Origin of the sequence: Aquaspirillum serpens DSM 68, assembly GCF_000420525.1 — a bacterium.
Lineage (GTDB): Bacteria > Pseudomonadota > Gammaproteobacteria > Burkholderiales > Aquaspirillaceae > Aquaspirillum > Aquaspirillum serpens.
Genome location: NZ_ATVC01000007.1, coordinates 18,184 through 36,988, shown reverse-complemented (window position 1 = coordinate 36,988; position 18,805 = coordinate 18,184). Strand labels below are relative to the sequence as shown.

General features: G+C 49.1%; 17 protein-coding genes and 2 tRNA genes. 12 read left to right on the top strand and 7 right to left on the bottom strand.

What is annotated here, in order from left to right; genetic code table 11:
• Position 1: 1 nt before the first annotated feature.
• A tRNA-Arg gene (locus G465_RS0102850) sits at positions 2-73 on the bottom strand.
• A gap of 70 nt (positions 74-143) precedes the next feature.
• Between G465_RS0102850 and G465_RS16130 the strand changes: the two genes are divergently transcribed.
• Positions 144-1,064 (top strand): isochorismatase family protein, encoded by a 921-nt coding sequence (locus G465_RS16130; protein ID WP_022652974.1) that lies wholly within the window; start codon positions 144-146, stop codon positions 1,062-1,064.
• 52 nt (positions 1,065-1,116) lie between these two features.
• Here G465_RS16130 and ispB read toward each other — a convergent pair whose 3' ends face one another.
• On the bottom strand, positions 1,117-2,094 hold the full coding sequence (gene ispB / locus G465_RS0102840) for an octaprenyl diphosphate synthase (protein WP_245556739.1): 978 nt from the start codon (positions 2,092-2,094) through the stop codon (positions 1,117-1,119).
• Between the two features lie 194 nt (positions 2,095-2,288).
• On the opposite strand from ispB, the gene rplU reads away from it, so the two are divergent.
• From rplU to G465_RS13195, 5 genes are all read left to right on the top strand, one after another.
• Complete coding sequence (gene rplU, locus G465_RS0102835; RefSeq protein WP_022652972.1) at positions 2,289-2,600, top strand: 50S ribosomal protein L21; 312 nt, start codon at positions 2,289-2,291, stop codon at positions 2,598-2,600.
• Positions 2,601-2,618: 18 nt separating this feature from the next.
• Positions 2,619-2,897 (top strand): 50S ribosomal protein L27, encoded by a 279-nt coding sequence (rpmA, locus tag G465_RS0102830; RefSeq protein ID WP_022652971.1) that lies wholly within the window; start codon positions 2,619-2,621, stop codon positions 2,895-2,897.
• A gap of 139 nt (positions 2,898-3,036) precedes the next feature.
• Positions 3,037-4,191, top strand: a complete 1,155-nt coding sequence (gene obgE, locus G465_RS0102825; protein WP_022652970.1) for a GTPase ObgE — start codon at positions 3,037-3,039, stop codon at positions 4,189-4,191.
• Between the two features lie 45 nt (positions 4,192-4,236).
• Positions 4,237-5,133: a DMT family transporter gene (locus G465_RS0102820; RefSeq protein WP_022652969.1), complete on the top strand. Its 897-nt coding sequence runs from the start codon at positions 4,237-4,239 to the stop codon at positions 5,131-5,133.
• 66 nt (positions 5,134-5,199) lie between these two features.
• Positions 5,200-8,481, top strand: coding sequence for a response regulator (locus G465_RS13195; protein ID WP_022652968.1), 3,282 nt, complete (start codon positions 5,200-5,202; stop codon positions 8,479-8,481).
• Here the strand turns inward: G465_RS13195 and G465_RS0102805 are convergent, their stop codons facing one another.
• The 5 genes from G465_RS0102805 to G465_RS0102785 all read right to left on the bottom strand — a co-directional run bounded on the left by G465_RS0102805 (position 8,482) and on the right by G465_RS0102785 (position 11,476).
• Entirely contained in the window at positions 8,482-9,060 is a 579-nt protein-coding gene (locus G465_RS0102805) for a peroxidase-related enzyme (protein ID WP_022652967.1), read from the bottom strand. It abuts the gene before it with no gap.
• A gap of 12 nt (positions 9,061-9,072) precedes the next feature.
• Positions 9,073-10,056, bottom strand: coding sequence for an acrylyl-CoA reductase (NADPH) (gene acuI / locus G465_RS0102800; RefSeq protein WP_022652966.1), 984 nt, complete (start codon positions 10,054-10,056; stop codon positions 9,073-9,075).
• A 65-nt stretch (positions 10,057-10,121) separates the two neighbouring features.
• A complete protein-coding gene (gene acuR / locus G465_RS0102795; protein ID WP_022652965.1) occupies positions 10,122-10,760 on the bottom strand; it encodes an acrylate utilization transcriptional regulator AcuR in 639 nt (212 codons plus the stop codon).
• A gap of 44 nt (positions 10,761-10,804) precedes the next feature.
• On the bottom strand, positions 10,805-11,227 hold the full coding sequence (locus tag G465_RS0102790; RefSeq protein ID WP_022652964.1) for an Arm DNA-binding domain-containing protein: 423 nt from the start codon (positions 11,225-11,227) through the stop codon (positions 10,805-10,807).
• Positions 11,228-11,400: 173 nt separating this feature from the next.
• Positions 11,401-11,476, bottom strand: a tRNA-Phe gene (locus G465_RS0102785).
• 300 nt (positions 11,477-11,776) lie between these two features.
• On the opposite strand from G465_RS0102785, the gene G465_RS0102780 reads away from it, so the two are divergent.
• The 6 genes from G465_RS0102780 (at position 11,777) to G465_RS0102755 (ending at position 18,751) form a co-directional block, all read left to right on the top strand.
• Entirely contained in the window at positions 11,777-13,039 is a 1,263-nt protein-coding gene (locus tag G465_RS0102780) for an EAL and HDOD domain-containing protein (RefSeq protein WP_022652963.1), read from the top strand.
• A 96-nt stretch (positions 13,040-13,135) separates the two neighbouring features.
• Entirely contained in the window at positions 13,136-13,627 is a 492-nt protein-coding gene (locus G465_RS0102775; RefSeq protein WP_022652962.1) for an Lrp/AsnC family transcriptional regulator, read from the top strand.
• Between the two features lie 131 nt (positions 13,628-13,758).
• Positions 13,759-14,133, top strand: coding sequence for a CidA/LrgA family protein (locus tag G465_RS0102770; RefSeq protein WP_022652961.1), 375 nt, complete (start codon positions 13,759-13,761; stop codon positions 14,131-14,133).
• A complete protein-coding gene (locus G465_RS0102765) occupies positions 14,130-14,837 on the top strand; it encodes an LrgB family protein (protein WP_022652960.1) in 708 nt (235 codons plus the stop codon). The genes G465_RS0102770 and G465_RS0102765 overlap by 4 nt, the downstream gene beginning before the upstream one ends.
• A gap of 148 nt (positions 14,838-14,985) precedes the next feature.
• Positions 14,986-17,076, top strand: a complete 2,091-nt coding sequence (locus tag G465_RS15880) for an AAA family ATPase (RefSeq protein ID WP_022652959.1) — start codon at positions 14,986-14,988, stop codon at positions 17,074-17,076.
• Positions 17,077-17,080: 4 nt separating this feature from the next.
• Positions 17,081-18,751: a VWA domain-containing protein gene (locus tag G465_RS0102755; protein ID WP_022652958.1), complete on the top strand. Its 1,671-nt coding sequence runs from the start codon at positions 17,081-17,083 to the stop codon at positions 18,749-18,751.
• Positions 18,752-18,805 lie beyond the last annotated feature (54 nt).

The window sequence follows — 18,805 nt, the reverse complement described above, 5'->3', positions numbered from 1 at the left end:
ACGTCCCCACCGGGAATCGAACCCAGATTTAGGTCTTAGGAGGACCTCGTTCTATCCATTGAACTACAGGGACTTCGGCCAAACCGTTATTCTAACTTTTACCATCGGCTCGGTACAGAGCTCTATTTTGATGAGGACATTACATGCTAATCGACGTCAATCAAGCCACATTACTTGTGGTTGATATTCAAGAAAAATTACTGCCAGCGATTCACGACCCACAGAACCACGTTACACAAGTCAGAAAACTGATTAAAGCGGCGGTGGATGCCAATTTGCCGGTGGTGTTTTCTGAGCAATACCCGAAAGGGATTGGGCATACCGTTGCTGCGATACGCGAATGTGCGCCGGATGCACCGGTGGTGGAGAAAATGCACTTTTCTTGTGTTGCGGCCGATTGTTTGCCAAGTAGCCTATTAGAACGGCCACAGGTGGTGTTATGTGGCATGGAAGCGCATGTTTGTGTATTACAGACCGCGCTTGAATTGAAGGCCTTAGGTAAAACAGTGTTTATCGTCAGCGATTGCATTGCATCGCGTAGCGAACACGACTACCAAACCGCGCTGCGCCGCTATGAGCAAGAAGGGATTTATCTGGTTACCCGCGAAATGGTGTTGTTCGAGAGTTTGCGTGTATCGGGTACGCCACTTTTCCGACAAATGAGCCAAAGCTATCTGGTCGAAGGCAATGTTCGTTTATCACGACAAGGCAATGAGCAAGGGGTGATCTATAGCGCCACCTTGCAAGGGAAACCCTTTAGCGACATTTTGCCATTGCTGACCACAGAACCGCTGCCAAGCAAATTAGAAGCACCACACCAACTGAATTGCGCCGGCTTCACTTTAGAAAACAAGGCAGGCCAAGCCGGTTCTTGGAAAGTCTATGCCTATTTACATCGGCATTATGGTGTGATCGATCGCGAAGCAGCGAAAGCAGGGTTAAAACTGTACGCAGAACATACCCTCGATGCGATCTTATCCCCAGGCAAACACCCGAATATCGACCGCTTGCTGACGATTGCCGCAGGTAGACAACCCGCGTTACAGCTACACGCCCACGCCTAATAAGAAAGCCGCCCCGATTGAGGGCGGCTTTTTTAATGGAGATAGGTTTGCTTTATGCGTCTCGATTGACTGCGAGTTGAGCTAATTCTTGCATCGCGGTTTTGACGGGGCTATCTGGAATCACTGCCAATGCTGCAATGGCTTTGGCTGCCACTGCTTCAGCCTGTTGCCGCGCATAGGCCAAGGCTCCCGAACGGTGCACGGCTGCTAATACGGCGTCGAAGTGGTCACGGCTGGCATTTTGCAAGGCCTCCCGCACTAATTCAGCATCTGCCGTTTCACCTTGCCGCATCACATAAATCAACGGCAAGGTCGGTTTACCTTCGGCCAAATCATCGCCGAGGGATTTACCAATCGTGCCAGCATCACCCGAGTAATCCAGCACATCATCAATAATCTGGAATGCAGTACCTAAATACATACCGTAATCGGCAAGCGCTTGGATATGGGCTTCATCAGCTTTCGCTGCCAACGCACCAACACGCCCTGCTGCTTCAAACAGTTTTGCCGTTTTATATTGAATGACTTGCAGATATTGTTGTTCATCAATATCGGTGTTGCCGATATTTAATAACTGCAATACCTCGCCTTCCGCAATGATGTTAGTGGCTTCAGCCATCACTTCCAAGATACGCATATCGTGACAGCTGACCATCATTTGAAAAGCACGAGTGTAGAGAAAATCGCCGACAAGCACGCTAGCAGCATTGCCAAACAGCGCATTGGCGGTTTCTCGACCTCGGCGTAAATCCGATTCGTCAACCACATCATCATGCAACAAAGTCGCGGTATGAATAAATTCGATCATGGCGGCCAGCTCGTGTGCGACTGGGCCTTGTAAACCGCAGGCTTGCGCCGACAGCAATACCAAGGCTGGTCGCAGGCGTTTACCACCGGCACCAATAATGTATTCAGCGACCTGACGAATCAGAACCACATCTGAATAGAGGCGCGCGCGGATGACGCGATCAACCGCATGCATATCTTCAGCAATCAGAGAGCGAAACAACGGTGCCGACACAGCCCGCATCCTATGAACAAAAAACGGCGCAATCATAGCAGAAAACCGCCAATAGGCCGAATTTCGCCGCATCAAGGGTGTGTTCTTACGCGGATGGTTTGCTACTATTAGCGCAGAAATTTGACCGAATTCAGGCACTTGCGTACAATGCTTTTCTTCTCGCTCAACGTGGCGAGATTTTTTATTCTCATGGAGTACCAGTCATGTATGCGGTCGTAAAAACTGGTGGCAAACAATACAAAGTTGCCATCGGCGAAAAACTTAAAGTAGAACAGATACCTGCAGACATCGACAGCCAAATCACCTTGAACGAGGTGTTGTTGGTTGCCGACGGCGAACAGGTTGTAGTCGGCACACCACTGGTTGCAGGCGCCTCGATTCAAGCTACCGTGATTTCTCACGGCCGCGGCGAAAAAATCCGCATTTTCAAAATGCGTCGCCGTAAGCACTATCAAAAGCATCAAGGCCATCGCCAGAACTACACCGAAATTCGCATCGACGCGATTTCCAAGTAATCTCAGGAGCGTATACACATGGCACATAAAAAGGCAGGCGGCAGTTCACGTAACGGTCGCGACTCACAGGCAAAACGTCTGGGTACCAAAGTTTACGGCGGCGAGTTGATCCCCGCTGGTTCCATCATCATTCGTCAACGTGGCACTCGTTTCCACGCTGGTGATAACGTCGGTATGGGTAAAGACCACACCTTGTTTGCAAAAGTTGACGGTTACGTCTCTTTCGCAGTCAAAGGTGCTAGCAAACGCAAAACTGTGTTTGTGACCCCTTACACTGGCGAAGAAGCTGCTGCGTAATTCAGCTTCCAGACAGCTGTTCCAAGCCCTATCCTCACGATAGGGCTTTTTTGTTTTTACTGATTTCAGCACTCACGGTGGCGTGGCGCTTGGCATCGAGCGGTGGTTTCAGAGGCTGAAGTCGATACGGAGGATGAACATGAAGTTTATTGACGAAGCACGAATTGAAGTCATGGCTGGTAAGGGTGGCAACGGCTCGGCCAGTATGCGCCGTGAGAAATTTGTCCCACGAGGCGGCCCCGATGGCGGCGACGGTGGGCGTGGAGGTAGTGTCGTCGCGGTGGCTGATGAAAATATCAACACGCTGGTTGAATACCGTTTTGTTAAAAAATACATCGCGAAAAATGGCGAAAATGGCCGTGGCGCAGATTGTTATGGCAAAGGCGGTGATGATATTGAGCTGCGGATGCCAGTCGGCACGGTGATTGTTGATGCCGATACCGGACAACAACTGGCCGACTTAGCCAAACACGGCGAACGCGTGGTGTTAGCGCAAGGCGGCAAGGGTGGCTTGGGTAATATCCACTTTAAATCATCGGTCAACCGCGCCCCACGCCAATTCACCCACGGTGAAGCAGGCGAAATTCGTTCGCTGCGCTTAGAACTGAAAGTCTTGGCGGATGTTGGTTTATTAGGGATGCCGAATGCTGGCAAATCGACTTTGATTCGGTCGATTTCAGCAGCGCGCCCCAAAGTGGCGGATTATCCTTTCACCACCCTGCATCCTAATTTAGGTGTGGTGCGCTTAGATGAAAACCGCAGTTTTGTGGTGGCGGATATTCCCGGCTTGATTGAAGGGGCGGCAGAAGGCGCCGGTTTAGGACATCGTTTCTTAAAACATCTGGCCCGTACCGGTTTATTATTACACGTCGTCGATTTAGCACCCTTTGACGAAAACGTCGATCCGGTGGCCGAAGCACACGCCATTGTGAATGAATTGCGTAAATATGATGAAACGCTGTACCAAAAACCTCGCTGGCTGGTCCTGAACAAACTGGATATGATTCCAGAAGAAGAACAGCAAGCACGCATTGATGCTTTCTTAACCGCCTATGGTTTTGATCGCAGCCCAGTGGAGTCTTTTGCAGAATACGATCCACAGCGGCCACGTTATTTCACCGTTTCAGCCCTATCGAGCGAAGGCACTCGCGATTTGTGCTATGCCATCGCCGAACATTTGGAATGGTTAAAAGCCCATCAACAACCCAGTGCCACAACAGACGCAGAAGCCGCTGTTGCTGCCACGACGACCGCCGCGCTCAAACCTGCTACGGCAGAATCCTCCCCGTCCTAACACGAGAGCGGGTGAAGGGGGAGCGCGGTTTTTTGGGAAATTTGCATGAAAAAACCTCAAACCGCCTCCCTCGCTTACCTATTATTAACCCTCACGGCACTGTTTTGGTCGGGCAATGTGGTGATCGCCCGCGCCATGCAAGGCGCTATTCCACCGATGACATTATCGTTTGGTCGTTGGGTACTGGCTTGTAGTGTGTTGGCCCCCTTCGCCTTACGACTCTCTTGGCGTGATCGCCATCTGTTGTGGGCGCAACGGTGGCGGGTGTTGGCATTGGCAGTATTTGGTATCGCGGGGTATAACTCGTTGCTCTATACCGGTGTGCAATACACCACCGCCACCAATGCCGCACTATTAAATTCTTTTATTCCCATTCTGACCGCGCTCTTTGGTGCGCTGTGGTTTAAACAAAGCATGAGCGTACGGCAGGGGATAGGTATGGGCTTGTCGTTTGCTGGGGTGTTGGTGATTATTTCGCATGGCGAAATGGCGCGGCTGTTGGCACTCGACCTCAATCGTGGCGATGTGATTGTATTTAATGCCATGATTTCTTGGGCCTTATATACCTTATTGTTGCGTGGCTTAGACACTCGCATCGACCGTCTTGGGTTACTTGGCGCACTGACTGCGGTGGGTAGTGTGTTGTTGCTGCCATTTTTTCTCAATGAGTTTCTCGCAGGGCGAACCCCGGTTGCAGGTTTGGCAACATGGGCCACCTTTGCCTATGTCGGTACGTTCCCGTCGGTATTGGCCTATTTGTTCTACAACTATGGCGTCGGTCAAATTGGCCCCGCGAAAGCCGCCGCCTTTGTGCACTTAATGCCGCTGTTTGTCGCTGGATTAGCCACACTTTTTCTTAACGAATTTTTACATTTTTATCATTTCTTCGGCATGATCGCTATTTTTAGTGGGCTTTATTTATCAACTTACACAAAAAGTTAAGTTTTTCAGCATAATAGTGGCTTATCTATCCGCCCGTGTTTTGATTACGATAGCGACCCCCCGCCTATGCCGACCTCCGCTTCCCTCAATCCTCTGCCATCAGCTTCTCTCGAGAAGAAACAACATCTCGAATGGTTAAGCTTATTTTTGTTGCTGACGGTGTTGGCGGCGGCATTAGGTTATTTTCTGTATCTCGACCGACAGCAGATCGAAGATGCCGAGAAGCAACGGCTTGATGCCCAAACCCGTGTGATTGAGGCCAGCATCACCCGCCAACTCGAAGCCGTCAACCGCACCCTGATTGCCATTCGCACCGATATTCACTATTGGAACAGGCAACCCCATGGCCGTGAATTGGCCAATCGCCGCCTGCGTGCTTTTGCCGATGCCATGCCGGGAGTGCGAACTTTTATGGTGATTCAGCCAGATGGGATTGTCTGGGCCTCGAATCGACCAGAATTGATCGGGATGAATTTTGCTAAACGGGATTATTTCCGCACTGTTCGACGCGAACCTAATGTCGGGAAACTCTATCTCAACCCACCTTTCCAAACCGTGTTAGGCACTTTTTCAATGAATGCGGTGAAAATGGTGCCGGATGAAGATGGTTTTTTTGATGGTATTGTGTCAGCCACACTCGACCCAGAAGAGTTCTCTTTTTTACTCGACTCAGTTCGTAACACGCCAGATATGTGGACCTCAATTGCCCACGAAGATGGCATACAGTTTTTGATGGTACCGCCTCAGCCTGGCATGGCAGGTTTACGTTTAGATACCGAAGGCTCTTTTTTTAGTCAACATCGCGCCAGTGGCCGCAGCCATAGCGTGATGCAGGGGAAAGTGTACGCCACTGGTGAACGACGTTTTATTGCAATGCGGTCAGTGAATCCTGATTTTTTACAACTCAATAAAAGTTTAGTCGTTGCCGCGACGCGTGATTATGAACTGGCCTTTGTTAGCTGGTGGGGCAATGTGAAACGGCTGTGTCTGGTGTTTGGCTTGTTAGTGTTCTCGACTGGTGCTGGGCTGGCTTGGATTCAACACCGCCGCCATCAATACGAACAACAACGACAGTTTGATGCCGATATTTTACGCCGCCGGACCCATGAGGCAGAAAGCGCCAGCGAAGCAAAAAGCTTGTTTTTGGCCAATATGAGCCATGAGATTCGTACCCCGATGAATGCGGTTTTGGGCTTGTTACAACTGCTACACCGCACCGCGCTAGATGGACAACAACAAGAATATGCCACCAAAGCAGAGGCCGCAGCGCGGTCTTTATTGGGGATTTTGAACGATATTCTGGATTTTTCTAAAGTCGAAGCGGGCAAACTCGAACTTGAATCCGCCCCCTTCCGTCTCGATCAGGTGCTACGCAATTTGTCGGTGGTTTTATCTGCGGCACTCGGCAACAAGAAAGAAGTCGAGGTGTTATTCGACCTCGATCCAGCCTTGCCTCATGCGCTGTGCGGTGATGCCTTGCGCTTGCAACAGGTCTTGCTCAACTTAGCCGGTAATAGTGTGAAATTCACTCAACATGGTGAAGTTGTCGTTAGGTTGGTGGTCGTAGAACAAGATACCGAACAAGTGACAATCGCGTTTTCAGTACAAGACACCGGTATTGGCATTGCCGAAGATAAGCTAGCGTTTATCTTTGAAGGCTTTTCACAGGCAGAAGCGTCCACCACCCGCCGCTTTGGTGGTACTGGCCTTGGGTTGGCGATTAGCCAACGTCTGGTTGGGTTGATGGGCGGCGAAATTAGCGTTAACAGTGTACTCAACCAGGGCAGCTGTTTTCATTTCACCTTGTCTTTTCCGCTCAACCAGCAAGAGAGCAATGCCCTCTCCAGTCGGCTACCTTCACAAGCTCATCAAGGATTACGGGTGTTATTTGTCGATGACAACAGCGGTGCCCTCGATTTATTAAGCCGGATGGCAAGTCGGTTTGGTTGGCAAGCCCATCAGGCGCACAGTGGCGATCAAGCAATCGCCTTGGTCAAACACAGTGATTTACGCTTTGATGCCGTGTTTATTGATTGGCAGATGCCGACCAAAGATGGCTGGGACACCGCCACTGCTTTACATACTTTGTGCCATGCCAATACCCGTTTGATTATGATGGTGACGGCCTATGGCCGTGAACAACTTGCCTCCCGTGCCAACCAACATCCGGAAGTCATCCATGCGTTTCTCAGTAAACCGGTGACGCCCTCGATGCTGTTTGATGCGGTAGCAGAAGCCAACTATGGTAGCCGTACCCCTGCCCTCAGCCCGACACAACGTGTGCAACGACTGAGTGGCTTGCATATTTTGGTGGTGGAAGACAACAGTATTAACCAACAAATTGCCCGCGAATTGCTTAGCCAAGAAGGGGCAAAAGTCGAATTGGCTAACAATGGCAAGCTAGGTTTAGAAGCGATTCGGCAACAAGTCCGGCCATTTGATGTGGTGTTAATGGATGTGCAGATGCCAGAAATGGACGGTTACACCGCCACGCGTGTCTTAAGACAAGACATGGGAAATCAAGCCCTCCCCGTGATTGCCATGACTGCCAATGCGTTTTCTTCTGATCGTGAGGCTTGCCTTGCTGCTGGGATGAATGACCATGTCGGGAAACCGATTGATTTAGATGAGTTGGTGCGGACGATTCAACGCTACTGTGGCAGTAAAATTGGAAGCTGGACACCAGTGCCGACGCCGATCCCAACGGCGACGCCCCATGCCCAAGCGGCGACTACTGCCGAGTTTGACCCCGATCTTGCGCGACAGCGGTTGCAACTGTCGATGGATCTGTTCCTGACCCTAGTTGAGCGTTTTATCGAAGATCAACAAGATTGCGTTAAACAGGTAGCTACTGCCTTGAACCAGCAAGACACACCAACGGCACAACGGTTATTACATACCCTGAAAGGTTTGGCGGCGACATTAGGGGCGTATGCGTTATCTTCGCAGGCGGCTACATTGGAGGCCGAGTTAAAACAAGACGGTAAATTGTCCGATTGGCCGGCGGCACAGGACAGACTTGCTGCGTTGTTAGAACATACTGTAACCGATTTGCAGCAATATCTTGCTCTCCATCGAACACCGGCAACGGTTAGCGTACAAAGTGCCCTTGCGCCGGCACAACAGCAGCAATTACAACAAGGTCTCGCCGAGATTTTGCCCTTGTTGGAACAAAACAACCTTGCCGCATGGGATCAATACCAACAGATCTGTCAACATCTGCCACCGCCGGATCTCGCCGCTTGGTCTGACTGGCAAAAAGCCATGAACGAATTGGATTTCCCTGCGGCAGTAATGGCCTGTCGACAATTATTGGCTGAATTGCAACAGGCCGATAGTGCAGGCTAATTAGGCTTTCGCCACGCGCCCCATCAAATAGAACGGTTCGTTTGGTGGGGTGCCGGTGAGGTGAACTAGCCGATTGCTCATGGCAAAAAATGCAGTGATTGCGCCAATATCCCAGATAGCTTCTTCATCAAACCCTTGCTCACGCAACAGGTCAAAATCAGCCTCTTCGATTTCACCGCCTCGGGTGGAGAGCTTGATAGCAAAGTCGAGCATGGCTCTTTGTTTGGCGGTTAAATTGGCTTTGCGATAATTGGTTGCCAATTGATCGGCCAACAGCGCATCTTTTGCTCGCACTCGCAATACGGCACCATGTGCCACAACACAATATAAACATTGGCCTGCGGCAGAGGTTGCTACCACAATCATTTCGCGCTCGGCTTTGCTCAAACTGCTGGGTTTCTCCATCAAAGCATCGTGATAATCAAAAAAAGCGCGAAACTCTGCCGGACGGTGAGCTAACATCAAAAACACATTTGGCACAAAACCGGCTTTTTCTTGCACCGCCACAATACGAGCCCGAATATCCTCAGGCACTTCGTTCAAATCAGGTACGGCAAAACGGCTAATGGCTGCAGACATGGGGTTTCTTTCTTAACGGTTAACATCAACAATCACACGACCACGCACTTGACCCGCCAACAGTTGCTCTGCCGTCGCGATCACCTCACTCAAACCAATTTCACGACTCAATGCCGCCAGTTTGTTCAAGTCTAATTCTTGTGCCAATCGTTGCCATGCCAGCAAGCGTTCTTCACGCGGTGCCATCACGCTATCCACCCCAACTAAAGTTACGCCACGCAAAATAAACGGTGCTACCGAAGCAGGAAAATCCATCCCTTGTGCCAAACCACAGGCCGCGACAACACCACGATAACGCATGCTGGCGCAGAGATTGGCGAGGGTGTGGCTACCAACGGTATCAATCGCCCCTGCCCACCGCTCACGCGCCAACGGTTTGCCAGGGGCATTCCAATCTTGGCGGTCTAATACTTCACTCGCGCCCAATTGCTGTAAAAACTCGCTTTCTTGTGGCCGACCCGTGATAGCAACCACGCGATAACCGGCTTGTGCCAACAGCGCAATCGCCACCGTGCCAACGCCACCATTGGCCCCTGTAACCGCAATTTCACCTTGTTCCGGTGTTACCCCCTGCTTTTGTAATGCCATTACACATAACATCGCGGTATAACCGGCGGTACCGATGGCCATGCTTTGTTGTGGTGTTAAACCTTCTGGCAGAGGAATTAACCAATCGCCCTTTAAGCGTGCCCGTTGCGCCAAGCCGCCCCAGTGCGTTTCACCCACGCCCCAGCCGTTCAAGATCACTTCACTGCCGACAGCGATATCGGGGTGTTGGCTGTCTTCTACCGTCCCCACCAAATCAATCCCCGCTACCATTGGGAATTTCCGCACCACCGGCCCTTTGCCGGTAATCGCCAGACCATCCTTATAGTTCAAGGTTGAATAGCGAACAGCCACCGTAACATCACCCTCCGGCAAACTGCTGTCATCCAGTGTCCGAAGGGCTGTTTGATATTGCCCTTCCACCTTATCCACTATCACCGCGTTAAACATGGCTTCTCCTCATATGTAGAACCAAACTATTTTTAGACCGATCGTCTTAAAATAGCTAAAAAAATTTACTTGGTTAAAGCAGCAAAAAACACTTGGGCGAATTGCCGCAGTGGAGCGTCATTGGCGACCAATTTGGCACGCAATACCGCACCTTCCCAACCCATCCAAAAAAATGCCGCCCATTGCGTACAGTCGATCGCTGCTGCTAACTGGCCTTGTTGTTGCGCTTGTTGCAGACAATCCGCTAAACGCCGTTGCCAATCTTGAAATACGGCTTCGAGTTGTTCGCGAAATGCCTCGGGCAACACTGCCATTTCTTGCCCCAAATTGCCAATCAAACAACCTCGGCGAAATTGATAACGCGCCATACCAGCGCAGGCTTCATCAATAAAATAAGCAATGCGTTGCAAAGGTAAGCGACTGCTATCCGTGAAACAGCGGTCTAACTTGCGTGCAAAGTACTCAGCATAGGCTGCAATCACCGCCTGACCAAACGCTTCTTTGCTGGCAAAGTAGTGATAGAAAGAGCCTTTTGGTACACCGAGCTGTTTCAAAATTTCATCGATACCGGTGGCAGCAAAACCTTTTTCCGTTAATACCGCCACCCCACAGCGAATCAACGCTTCGCGGGTTTCAAAGCGATCAGCAACCCGCTTCGCAGGCCGCCCACGCCGACGGATCGGAAAAGAGGCTGTGTCATTCATGAGGAAAATAATAGACTGATTGTTCTAAAAATAGCAAGACAATCTTAAACAAAGAAAAGAGAGCGATTTAACGCTCTGAAAAAGAAAAACGCCCGACTTAGTAAAAAGTCGGGCGTTGTAACCTGGTGGCCTTGCCAGCCGTCAAACCAAGCACGGGCCACCGATTCAAAGCTATTAGCTGAACTCTTGGCGGCCATGAATTTATCTTCTTGGCGTTGGACAGAAGGGTTAATGCCTTGCTTGATTAGCCCTTTCAGGCGGTCACGCTCTAATCTGGCTGCTTTAAGGGTAGTACTGGGATAGGTGCCAAGAGACAGCAAACAGGGTTTACCGTCAAACCGATAGCGAAAACGCCACCACTTTGAACCGTTGGGCTGGATGTGCAATGCAAGGCCTTCACCATCGGACAAGGTAAAGGGTTTTTCTTGTGGCTTGGTTGCCTTGATAACGGGGTCAGTTAGCTTCATGGCAGGCCTTGTGTATAACGGTTGCCATGCGATTCTAGTTATACACAAAGTTATACACAAATTTTACTGCTACCCCTGTTGCCAAGGATTGCCCACGAATAGCAAAAAACCCAGTAGGCACAAGGCTCTTACTGGGTTTATTTGGCAATGCTAGGCACTGCTTTTTAATTCTGTGGTGGCCAATCGCGGAATCGAACCACGGACACGCGGATTTTCAATCCGCTGCTCTACCAACTGAGCTAATTGGCCATTTCGCTTGCATCGTTGCTGCAGCGAGAACCGTATTAAACCCGAACTCGGTTTTGCCGTCAAGCCTTTTTTGAAAAAAGTTTTTTCAGAGGTGTTTGTCTTGAGTTGTCAGACAACAGACAGCGTATGTGGCATCCTCAAGCGGATTGGCCAGCCATGATAAATAACAATTTATTATGGCATAAAGTTTTGTATTTTTGTTGCAAGAGATTGCTTTTGTCATTATGCTTGAAGATGCCATTGTTGTTTTAGTTGATAGGCGAAGTCTTTTGATTTGCTCCCTCGTGCAAAGGTAATTCTATGACAACAGTTATCTCCGACCCTAAAATCCGCCAGCCGATTTTTGTTGGGCGACAGCCAATTTTAGACAGTGCTTTTCGTTTATTTGGCTATGAACTGTTGTTCAGGCGCCAAGTGGGGTTGCATGCGGGGGTAACGAACGATTTTCAAGCGACAGCACAAGTCATCGTCAATGCTTTTTGTGAGCTGTCGATGGGGAATTTGCTAGGTAGTTATAAAGGCTTTGTGAATGTAAACGAAGCCTTTTTATTTGAAGAAGTCATCAGTCTCTTACCCGCACAGCAAGTGGTGTTGGAAGTGTTAGAGCATGTGACGCCAAGTCCTGCCCTCGCCAAGCGTTGTGCTGAATTGAAAAAGGCAGGGTTTTTAATTGCTGTTGATGACCTTGAGCATTACGACCCTGCTTGGGATCCGATTCTCGAACTCGCTGATATCATCAAAATCCCACTTGTCCCGGGCAAGGAAAGTACCTTACTACCGTTGTTAGATCAGCTGCGCCGCTTCGGGGCGCGCTTTTTGGCCGAGAGAGTGGAAACACGAGAGCAAGCCGAGATGTGTCGCGCACTGGGCTTTTCTTATTTCCAAGGTTATTTCTTTGCCAAACCGTCGGTGCTCAGTGGTCAAGGGCTGAGTCCAGCCCGATTGACGATCATGCAGTTGTTGGCTTTATTAAACGACGATAACAGCAGTACCCATGATATCGAACTCACGATTAAAACCGATCCCAGTTTAACCGTGAATCTATTGCGTCTGACCAATTCTGCCCACTACGGTTACGGTACCCGTATTCATTCGATTTTGCAGGCGGTGACTTTACTGGGCCGCAAACAGATTGCCCGCTGGTTACAGTTGTTGCTGTATGTTGAAGATAACGGCAATGCCACTCCCACACCCCTGTTCCGTACTGCCGCCGCCCGTGCGCGTCTTATGGAGTTATTGGCACAAGAAACCCGCCCCGATTTGGCTGATGAGGCTTTTTTATGTGGCGTATTATCGTTAGCGCCGGTGTTGTTGGGCATGCCAATCGAAGCATTATTGCGGCAGATCCCCGGTTTATCGACACATATTTCTTATGCTTTGTTGTCGCATCGAGGGTGTTTAGTGTCTTATCTGAATGTGGCAGAAGCGGTGGAAAACGAAAATGAACACCGCTTGGGTTGTAGCTTTGACATCATCGAAGCCGAGGGATTTTGTCCAGAATGGGTCAGCTTGGCACAAATCGATGCCCTGACTTGGGCTAATGCTTTGAAAATTGGTGAATAGTTGTTGAAGCTGATGGCAACTTTATTGCAATGAATTGATATTATTGCCTCCAAGATAGATTAAAATATCGAGAACTCATCTTAGAAGAGCGATAAAATGCCCGCGCAACACTTTGACAAAACCGACTTAAAAATTCTTGCCACGTTGCAACGTGATGGCCGCTTAAGCAATGTCGAACTCGCAGAAACCGTTGCTCTCTCTCCCTCGCCTTGTTTGCGCCGATTGAAACAACTCGAAGAATCGGGTGTGATTCGACAATATGTCGCGCTACTCGAACCTGCCCGTCTTGGCTTGGGGTTACAGGCCTTTGTCCGTGTCAGTTTAGAAAAACGTGGCACCACCTACGCCAAACAATTTTCAGAAGCCGTTTCACATTGGCAAGAAGTGATTAACTGTTTTGCCATGACCGGCGAGATGGATTATTTGCTGCAAGTGTATTTTGAAGATTTAGAGCACTTCTCGCGCTTTGTGATGGATAAATTGCTGCAACACCCAGGTGTCGCCGATGTGAAATCCAGCTTTGTGCTACATGAAGTCAAACGCTCGACCGCTCTGCCTCTCAATCACCTAGAATCTATCCTCAGCTAATCCCCGCCGCCTATCCGAATATGGATAGGTGTCAACAGAAATAGTGGTCATACCAATCATCCAAAAGTGAAAAGATTTGACCTCGTTCACTTTTAACGGCAATTTTCTGCTTTTCGCCTCATTTTATTGCCATGTTAGAAACTTTAATTGTGTTGGTTGCCTACCAGTGGTTTGGTGAAATGGTGAGCCATGCGCTTAGCCTTCCCATTCCGGGGCCGGTGTTAGGCATGTTGTTTTTATTTTTAACTCTGATGACACGGCGAGGCATTCCCCATTTTTTGGGCGAGAATGTTCCAAAGCTGATGGCGTGGTTGGGTTTGTTGTTTGTGCCGGCTGGGGTGGGAGTAATTCAGTATTTAGATTTGCTAGAACGCGCTTTTTGGCCACTGACAATCACCTTGCTGGTGGCCTTGTTTGCCACCCATTTAGCGACCGCCGGCAGTTTGAAACTGTTACTGGCGCGTCATCGTTTGCGGCGTTTGCGTAAATTGGGAGGGAAAGCATGAGCACATGGCAATTTATGTTGCAGTCGCCGCTGACATGGTTATTCGTCACGTTGCTGACTTTTCGCGGCATGGTAACGCTCAATCGCCGCTGTAAAGGCCATCCATTGGCTAACCCAATTATTTTGTCGAATGGTTTGATTATTGCCCTTTTGCTTGGCACGGGCACTTCATACACCACCTATTTTGCTGGTGCGCAGTATGTCCATTTCCTACTGGGCCCCGCCACCGTTGCCCTTGCCGTGCCTCTCTACGCCCAACTCCCACGCTTACAAAAAGCACTTGGCCCGTTGTTAATCGCCCTGCTGATCGGCGGGACGGTTGGCATTATTAGCGGCATTGGTAGCGGCATGTTGTTTGGGTTAGATCGTGAACTATTGCTTACCCTCGCTCCGCGTTCAGTGACGACACCGATTGCGATGGGGATTGCAGAACATATCGGCGGCGTGCCGCAGTTGGCTTCGGTGTTGGTGATTTTGACTGGTATGTTGGCCTGTGTTTTGACCATCCCTTTGCTACAACGTTGGAAGTGGGACAGTGACATCGTGTTGGGATTCAGCTCCGGCATTGCCGGTCACGGCATCGGCACCGCACGGGCTTTTCAAATCTCGGCTGGCGCAGGGGCTTTTGCAGGGTTGGCGATGGGGCTGAATGGCGTACTCACCGCTGTGTTAGTGCCTCTGCTGTTGTGGCTGACTCGGCTTTGAGCATGTTGTCGTCTTGGTACGAGCTGTAGCGGCGTGGTGTGGGCTGAATTTAGATTTTTACAAACATTTTGCATAAAAAATTGCTTTGGCAAGCTATTTCTGAAACACTTGGCATTCGTTTTTTATTCTTCTGTTTGTTGAGCCAACGATGAGCCAAGTTCTACAACCGCGTCCACAGACCGCTGCCGCCCCTCTCTCTTCGCTTTCGCCCGAAGCCGCCAGTTTTAAAACCAAACTACAACGCCTGTTGGCTTTGTTAAATCAGGGTTTGGTTGAGCGTGAGGGGGTATTAAAAGCCGCATTGTTAACCGTATTAGCCGAGGAAAATTTGGTTTTGGTTGGGCCTCCAGGCACAGGAAAAAGTTTGGTAGCTCGGCGGATTGCACAAGTCTTAAGTGATGATCAAGATGGGCATGATTATTTTGAATATCTGCTCACCAAATTTTCGACACCAGAAGAATTATTCGGCCCACTTTCTATTACCGAATTAAAAGCCGACCGTTTTAAGCGCAATACTCAGGGCTATTTACCCACTGTCAATGTGGCTTTTTTAGATGAAATTTTCAAAGCCAGTTCTTCTATTCTCAATGCGTTATTGACGATTCTTAACGAGCGCATGTATCACAATGGCGCTCAAGCCCAAGCTGTTCCTTTACAGGCGTTAATTGCTGCTTCGAATGAATTACCCACCGATGATGAGGCTTTAGGTGCTTTATATGATCGGTTTTTGGTGCGTATTTTTGTGGATTATGTCAGTGAAGATCGTTTTGAATTGTTATTCAATACAACGACAGAACCGGAGTTTGCGCCGGAAGATCGTTTAACACGGCATGAAATAGCGCGCTTACGTCAAGCTGCGAAAACTGTCACGATTCCAAATGATATTGTTCAAGGCATCCAAAGTATTTGGCAACAACATAAACAAGCCTTTCAAGAAGATGCGCGTGAGAGTTTATCTGATCGCCGCTTGAAAAAAATTATTAAATTGCTACGGGTTTCTGCGGCCAGCAATGGTCGGCGCGAGGTAGATTTGTCTGATGTGTTGTTGTTGAAAGATTGTTTGTGGAACCACCCCGATAATGCACCCAAAGTCCGAGAGATCATTACATCGACTTTGAAAGGCCTAAGCCGTTTGGTGCCGATGGACAAAGAGAAAAATATTCCGGTTTATGAAGTGGATAGCGATGGTGAAACGGTGGTTGCTGCGTTTCAAAAAAGTAGCGAAATCGGCAAAAAGCCGAACCGTGCTGCAATTAGCGCAGTGGTGAAAGGTTTTGTCGGCAGTGGCACGGCTGACGATCCGCTGTTAATTCGCTCGGTGGAAGATTTTATGGATTTGGCGCGTGCGGATGTCGGACAAAAAGGCTATCACTTCCGCCAAACAGCCGACCTAGATTTTTCAGCCATTAGTGATTGGCCAATATTTGATTTTCAGGGACATTACGAGGGGGACGGTTTTCGTCTTGATCGCGAATACAGCGTAAGGCCGCTATTTAATACCGTGCGCAATTCACAGCTACAAAACATCCGGCTTGGTGAAAGTGCGATTGCTCTAAATGCAGAAAAAACAACCATTCTGGCATGTCAAGCAGAAAAGAGATTGATTGGATACAGCATCACTGGTTGCACCTTGCTTGATTGTGAAGCGTGGTCTTTTGTAGGGTTAGCAAAAAATAGCCAGATTGCGCGTTGTCGTACGACAGGAGGGCCACTAACTGATATTGATACTGATATCTGTTTTCTTGATAGCATTATATACAATAATTGCCAGATTCTTGATTGTGAAGTGAAGGTTCACGGATCACCATATTGTGGCATTGCCCATTCACTCGAAAGTGGAACTGTAGTAGAGCGTTGTATTGTATCTGGAAGCGGTAGTTTGAGTTGCGGGATTGCATATTATTGTAGGAACAGTGTGGTGCGTCATTGTGCGATTGGCCCTTTGGCTGAGGTGAGCTATTACCGTATTGTTGCAGAAAATAAAAATGGTGGCCGTTTAGAACATAATATTTCGATTGAAAGTCATTCAAACCAAACAGGTGATGATGGTAATGGTCAGGAAGGTAAAACCGTTGCTGCTGCACTATTTACACAGCGTTATTTTGAATTGACCCTCGGTTGGGATTTCGAGCAGGTTTGGCGATGGGATCATCAAAATAATGTTCCAACTTTACGCCAAGTCGGTGAAAAAATGGTGGATTTGCTGGCTTTGCAGTTGAAAGACAATCTGTGGATTTAACACCATGACGATATTTTCTGCTGCATTCGCTGCGCTAAAATTTGGGATAAAACCCATTAAATATTTCATCGACAACACTTTCCGCAGCAAAGTGCGCCCTGTGCCGGGGAGTGTGTTGTATTGTGATTTATGGGTGGCGGTGGAGCATTCTGGGATTTATGTCGGCCGCCGGCAAATCTCTAATATCGTGGTCGATGGGATTGCTGAAAGTGAAGTGCAGCTTAGCAGTCCCGATAGCTTCACTTCAAAAAGCCTATTGGGTAGCAAAATCTATGTTTCTTGTGATCGCCACGGCGCAGTGGGGCATGATGCGGTGGCGGAGCGTTCATTATTCGATGTCGGTGAACGGTCGTTTTATGGCTTGGTGATTAAAAACTGTCATCAATTCTCTAGCAAATGTGTGAAAACGCTTGAAAGCGGTGCGCCTTCTTTGTGGGATCGGTTGAACCCATTGAACTGGATTGATAGCACATGGGAACCCACTATCCGCGAGCTAAAGCGCACTGCCGAAAGCCGCTTGGGGGCGACAAAGTGGCGGTTGTGGGATTGGGAAAATGATTTCGGTGATGACGAGGACGACGACAGCGGCGAACACAACACGCCTCGCCGCCCGTCCTCGCCGGCCAGCCAACCAACTGAATTAGATTGGCAAGCCCATCACGAATTTTTTAAAAACCTGCCGCTGAGCGCCAGCAATATAGCGCGCATTCGCGATGAACTGGGCACGTTGCAAGACTATCAGCGCGAAATCGCTGACGAAAATCTTCCTGCTGATGTGTTGAAAAAACTTGATGGTTTCGGCCAGTGGTTGCAAGAAATCAGCACTGCTTACGATCATGCAGAAGGTTTTTTGCGTGCCACTGGTGCGGATTTGTCGTATGGCGAATTAAAAGCCTGTCAGGAAGATTTCCAAGCATTGGCAAAGCAACTACAAGAAAACGCCCAAATTCGTGATCTTGTTCGCAAAATGGGCCGCCATTATCTGAGCGAAGAACACCGCAAACGGTCGCGTATTCCTGAAGCCAGCAAAAGCGAAGTGCATGGCGTTCACCGTAGCGATGATGTGATGCGGATGTTGCCGAGTGAGTTGTCGAATCTGGAAGATGACACCCTCGAAACCTTGTTTTTTGCGCGCTTGCTCGAGAAAAACCTGCTGACCTACGAATTAAGCGGCATCACTTTAGGTGTGGGCGAAACCACAGAAACACGCAAAAAACGAACAGGGCCGATTGTCGCGTGTTTGGATACCTCGGGCAGCATGGCCGGTTTGCCATTGCTGCGGGCAAAAGCGTTGTTGCTGGCGATATCGCTGATTTTAAAACGTGAAGACCGCGCTTTGCATGTGCTGTTGTTTGGTTCGAGTGGAGAAATCCGCGAATTTGCGATGGATGGCAAAGCCGATCTTGCTGGTTTGTTGCAGTTTTTGGGGACAGGGTTTGGTGGTGGAACAGACTTTGAAACGCCATTGCAACGTGCTTTTGAACTGATTAAACGGCACGAGAACTTCAAAAAAGCCGATGTGCTGATGATCTCCGATGGCGATTGCGCCGTATCGACAGCCTTTCTCCACACAATCGAAACACAAAAAAACACGCTGAATTGTATGGTGTATTCGGTGTTGTGTGCAGGCTCTCGGGTTGATGATCCATTCAGTGATGAAGTGGTCGTGCTATAAGTCAAACTGCCCCAGACGGATATTCATAATATTAAATTCCTATGATGATTCTGC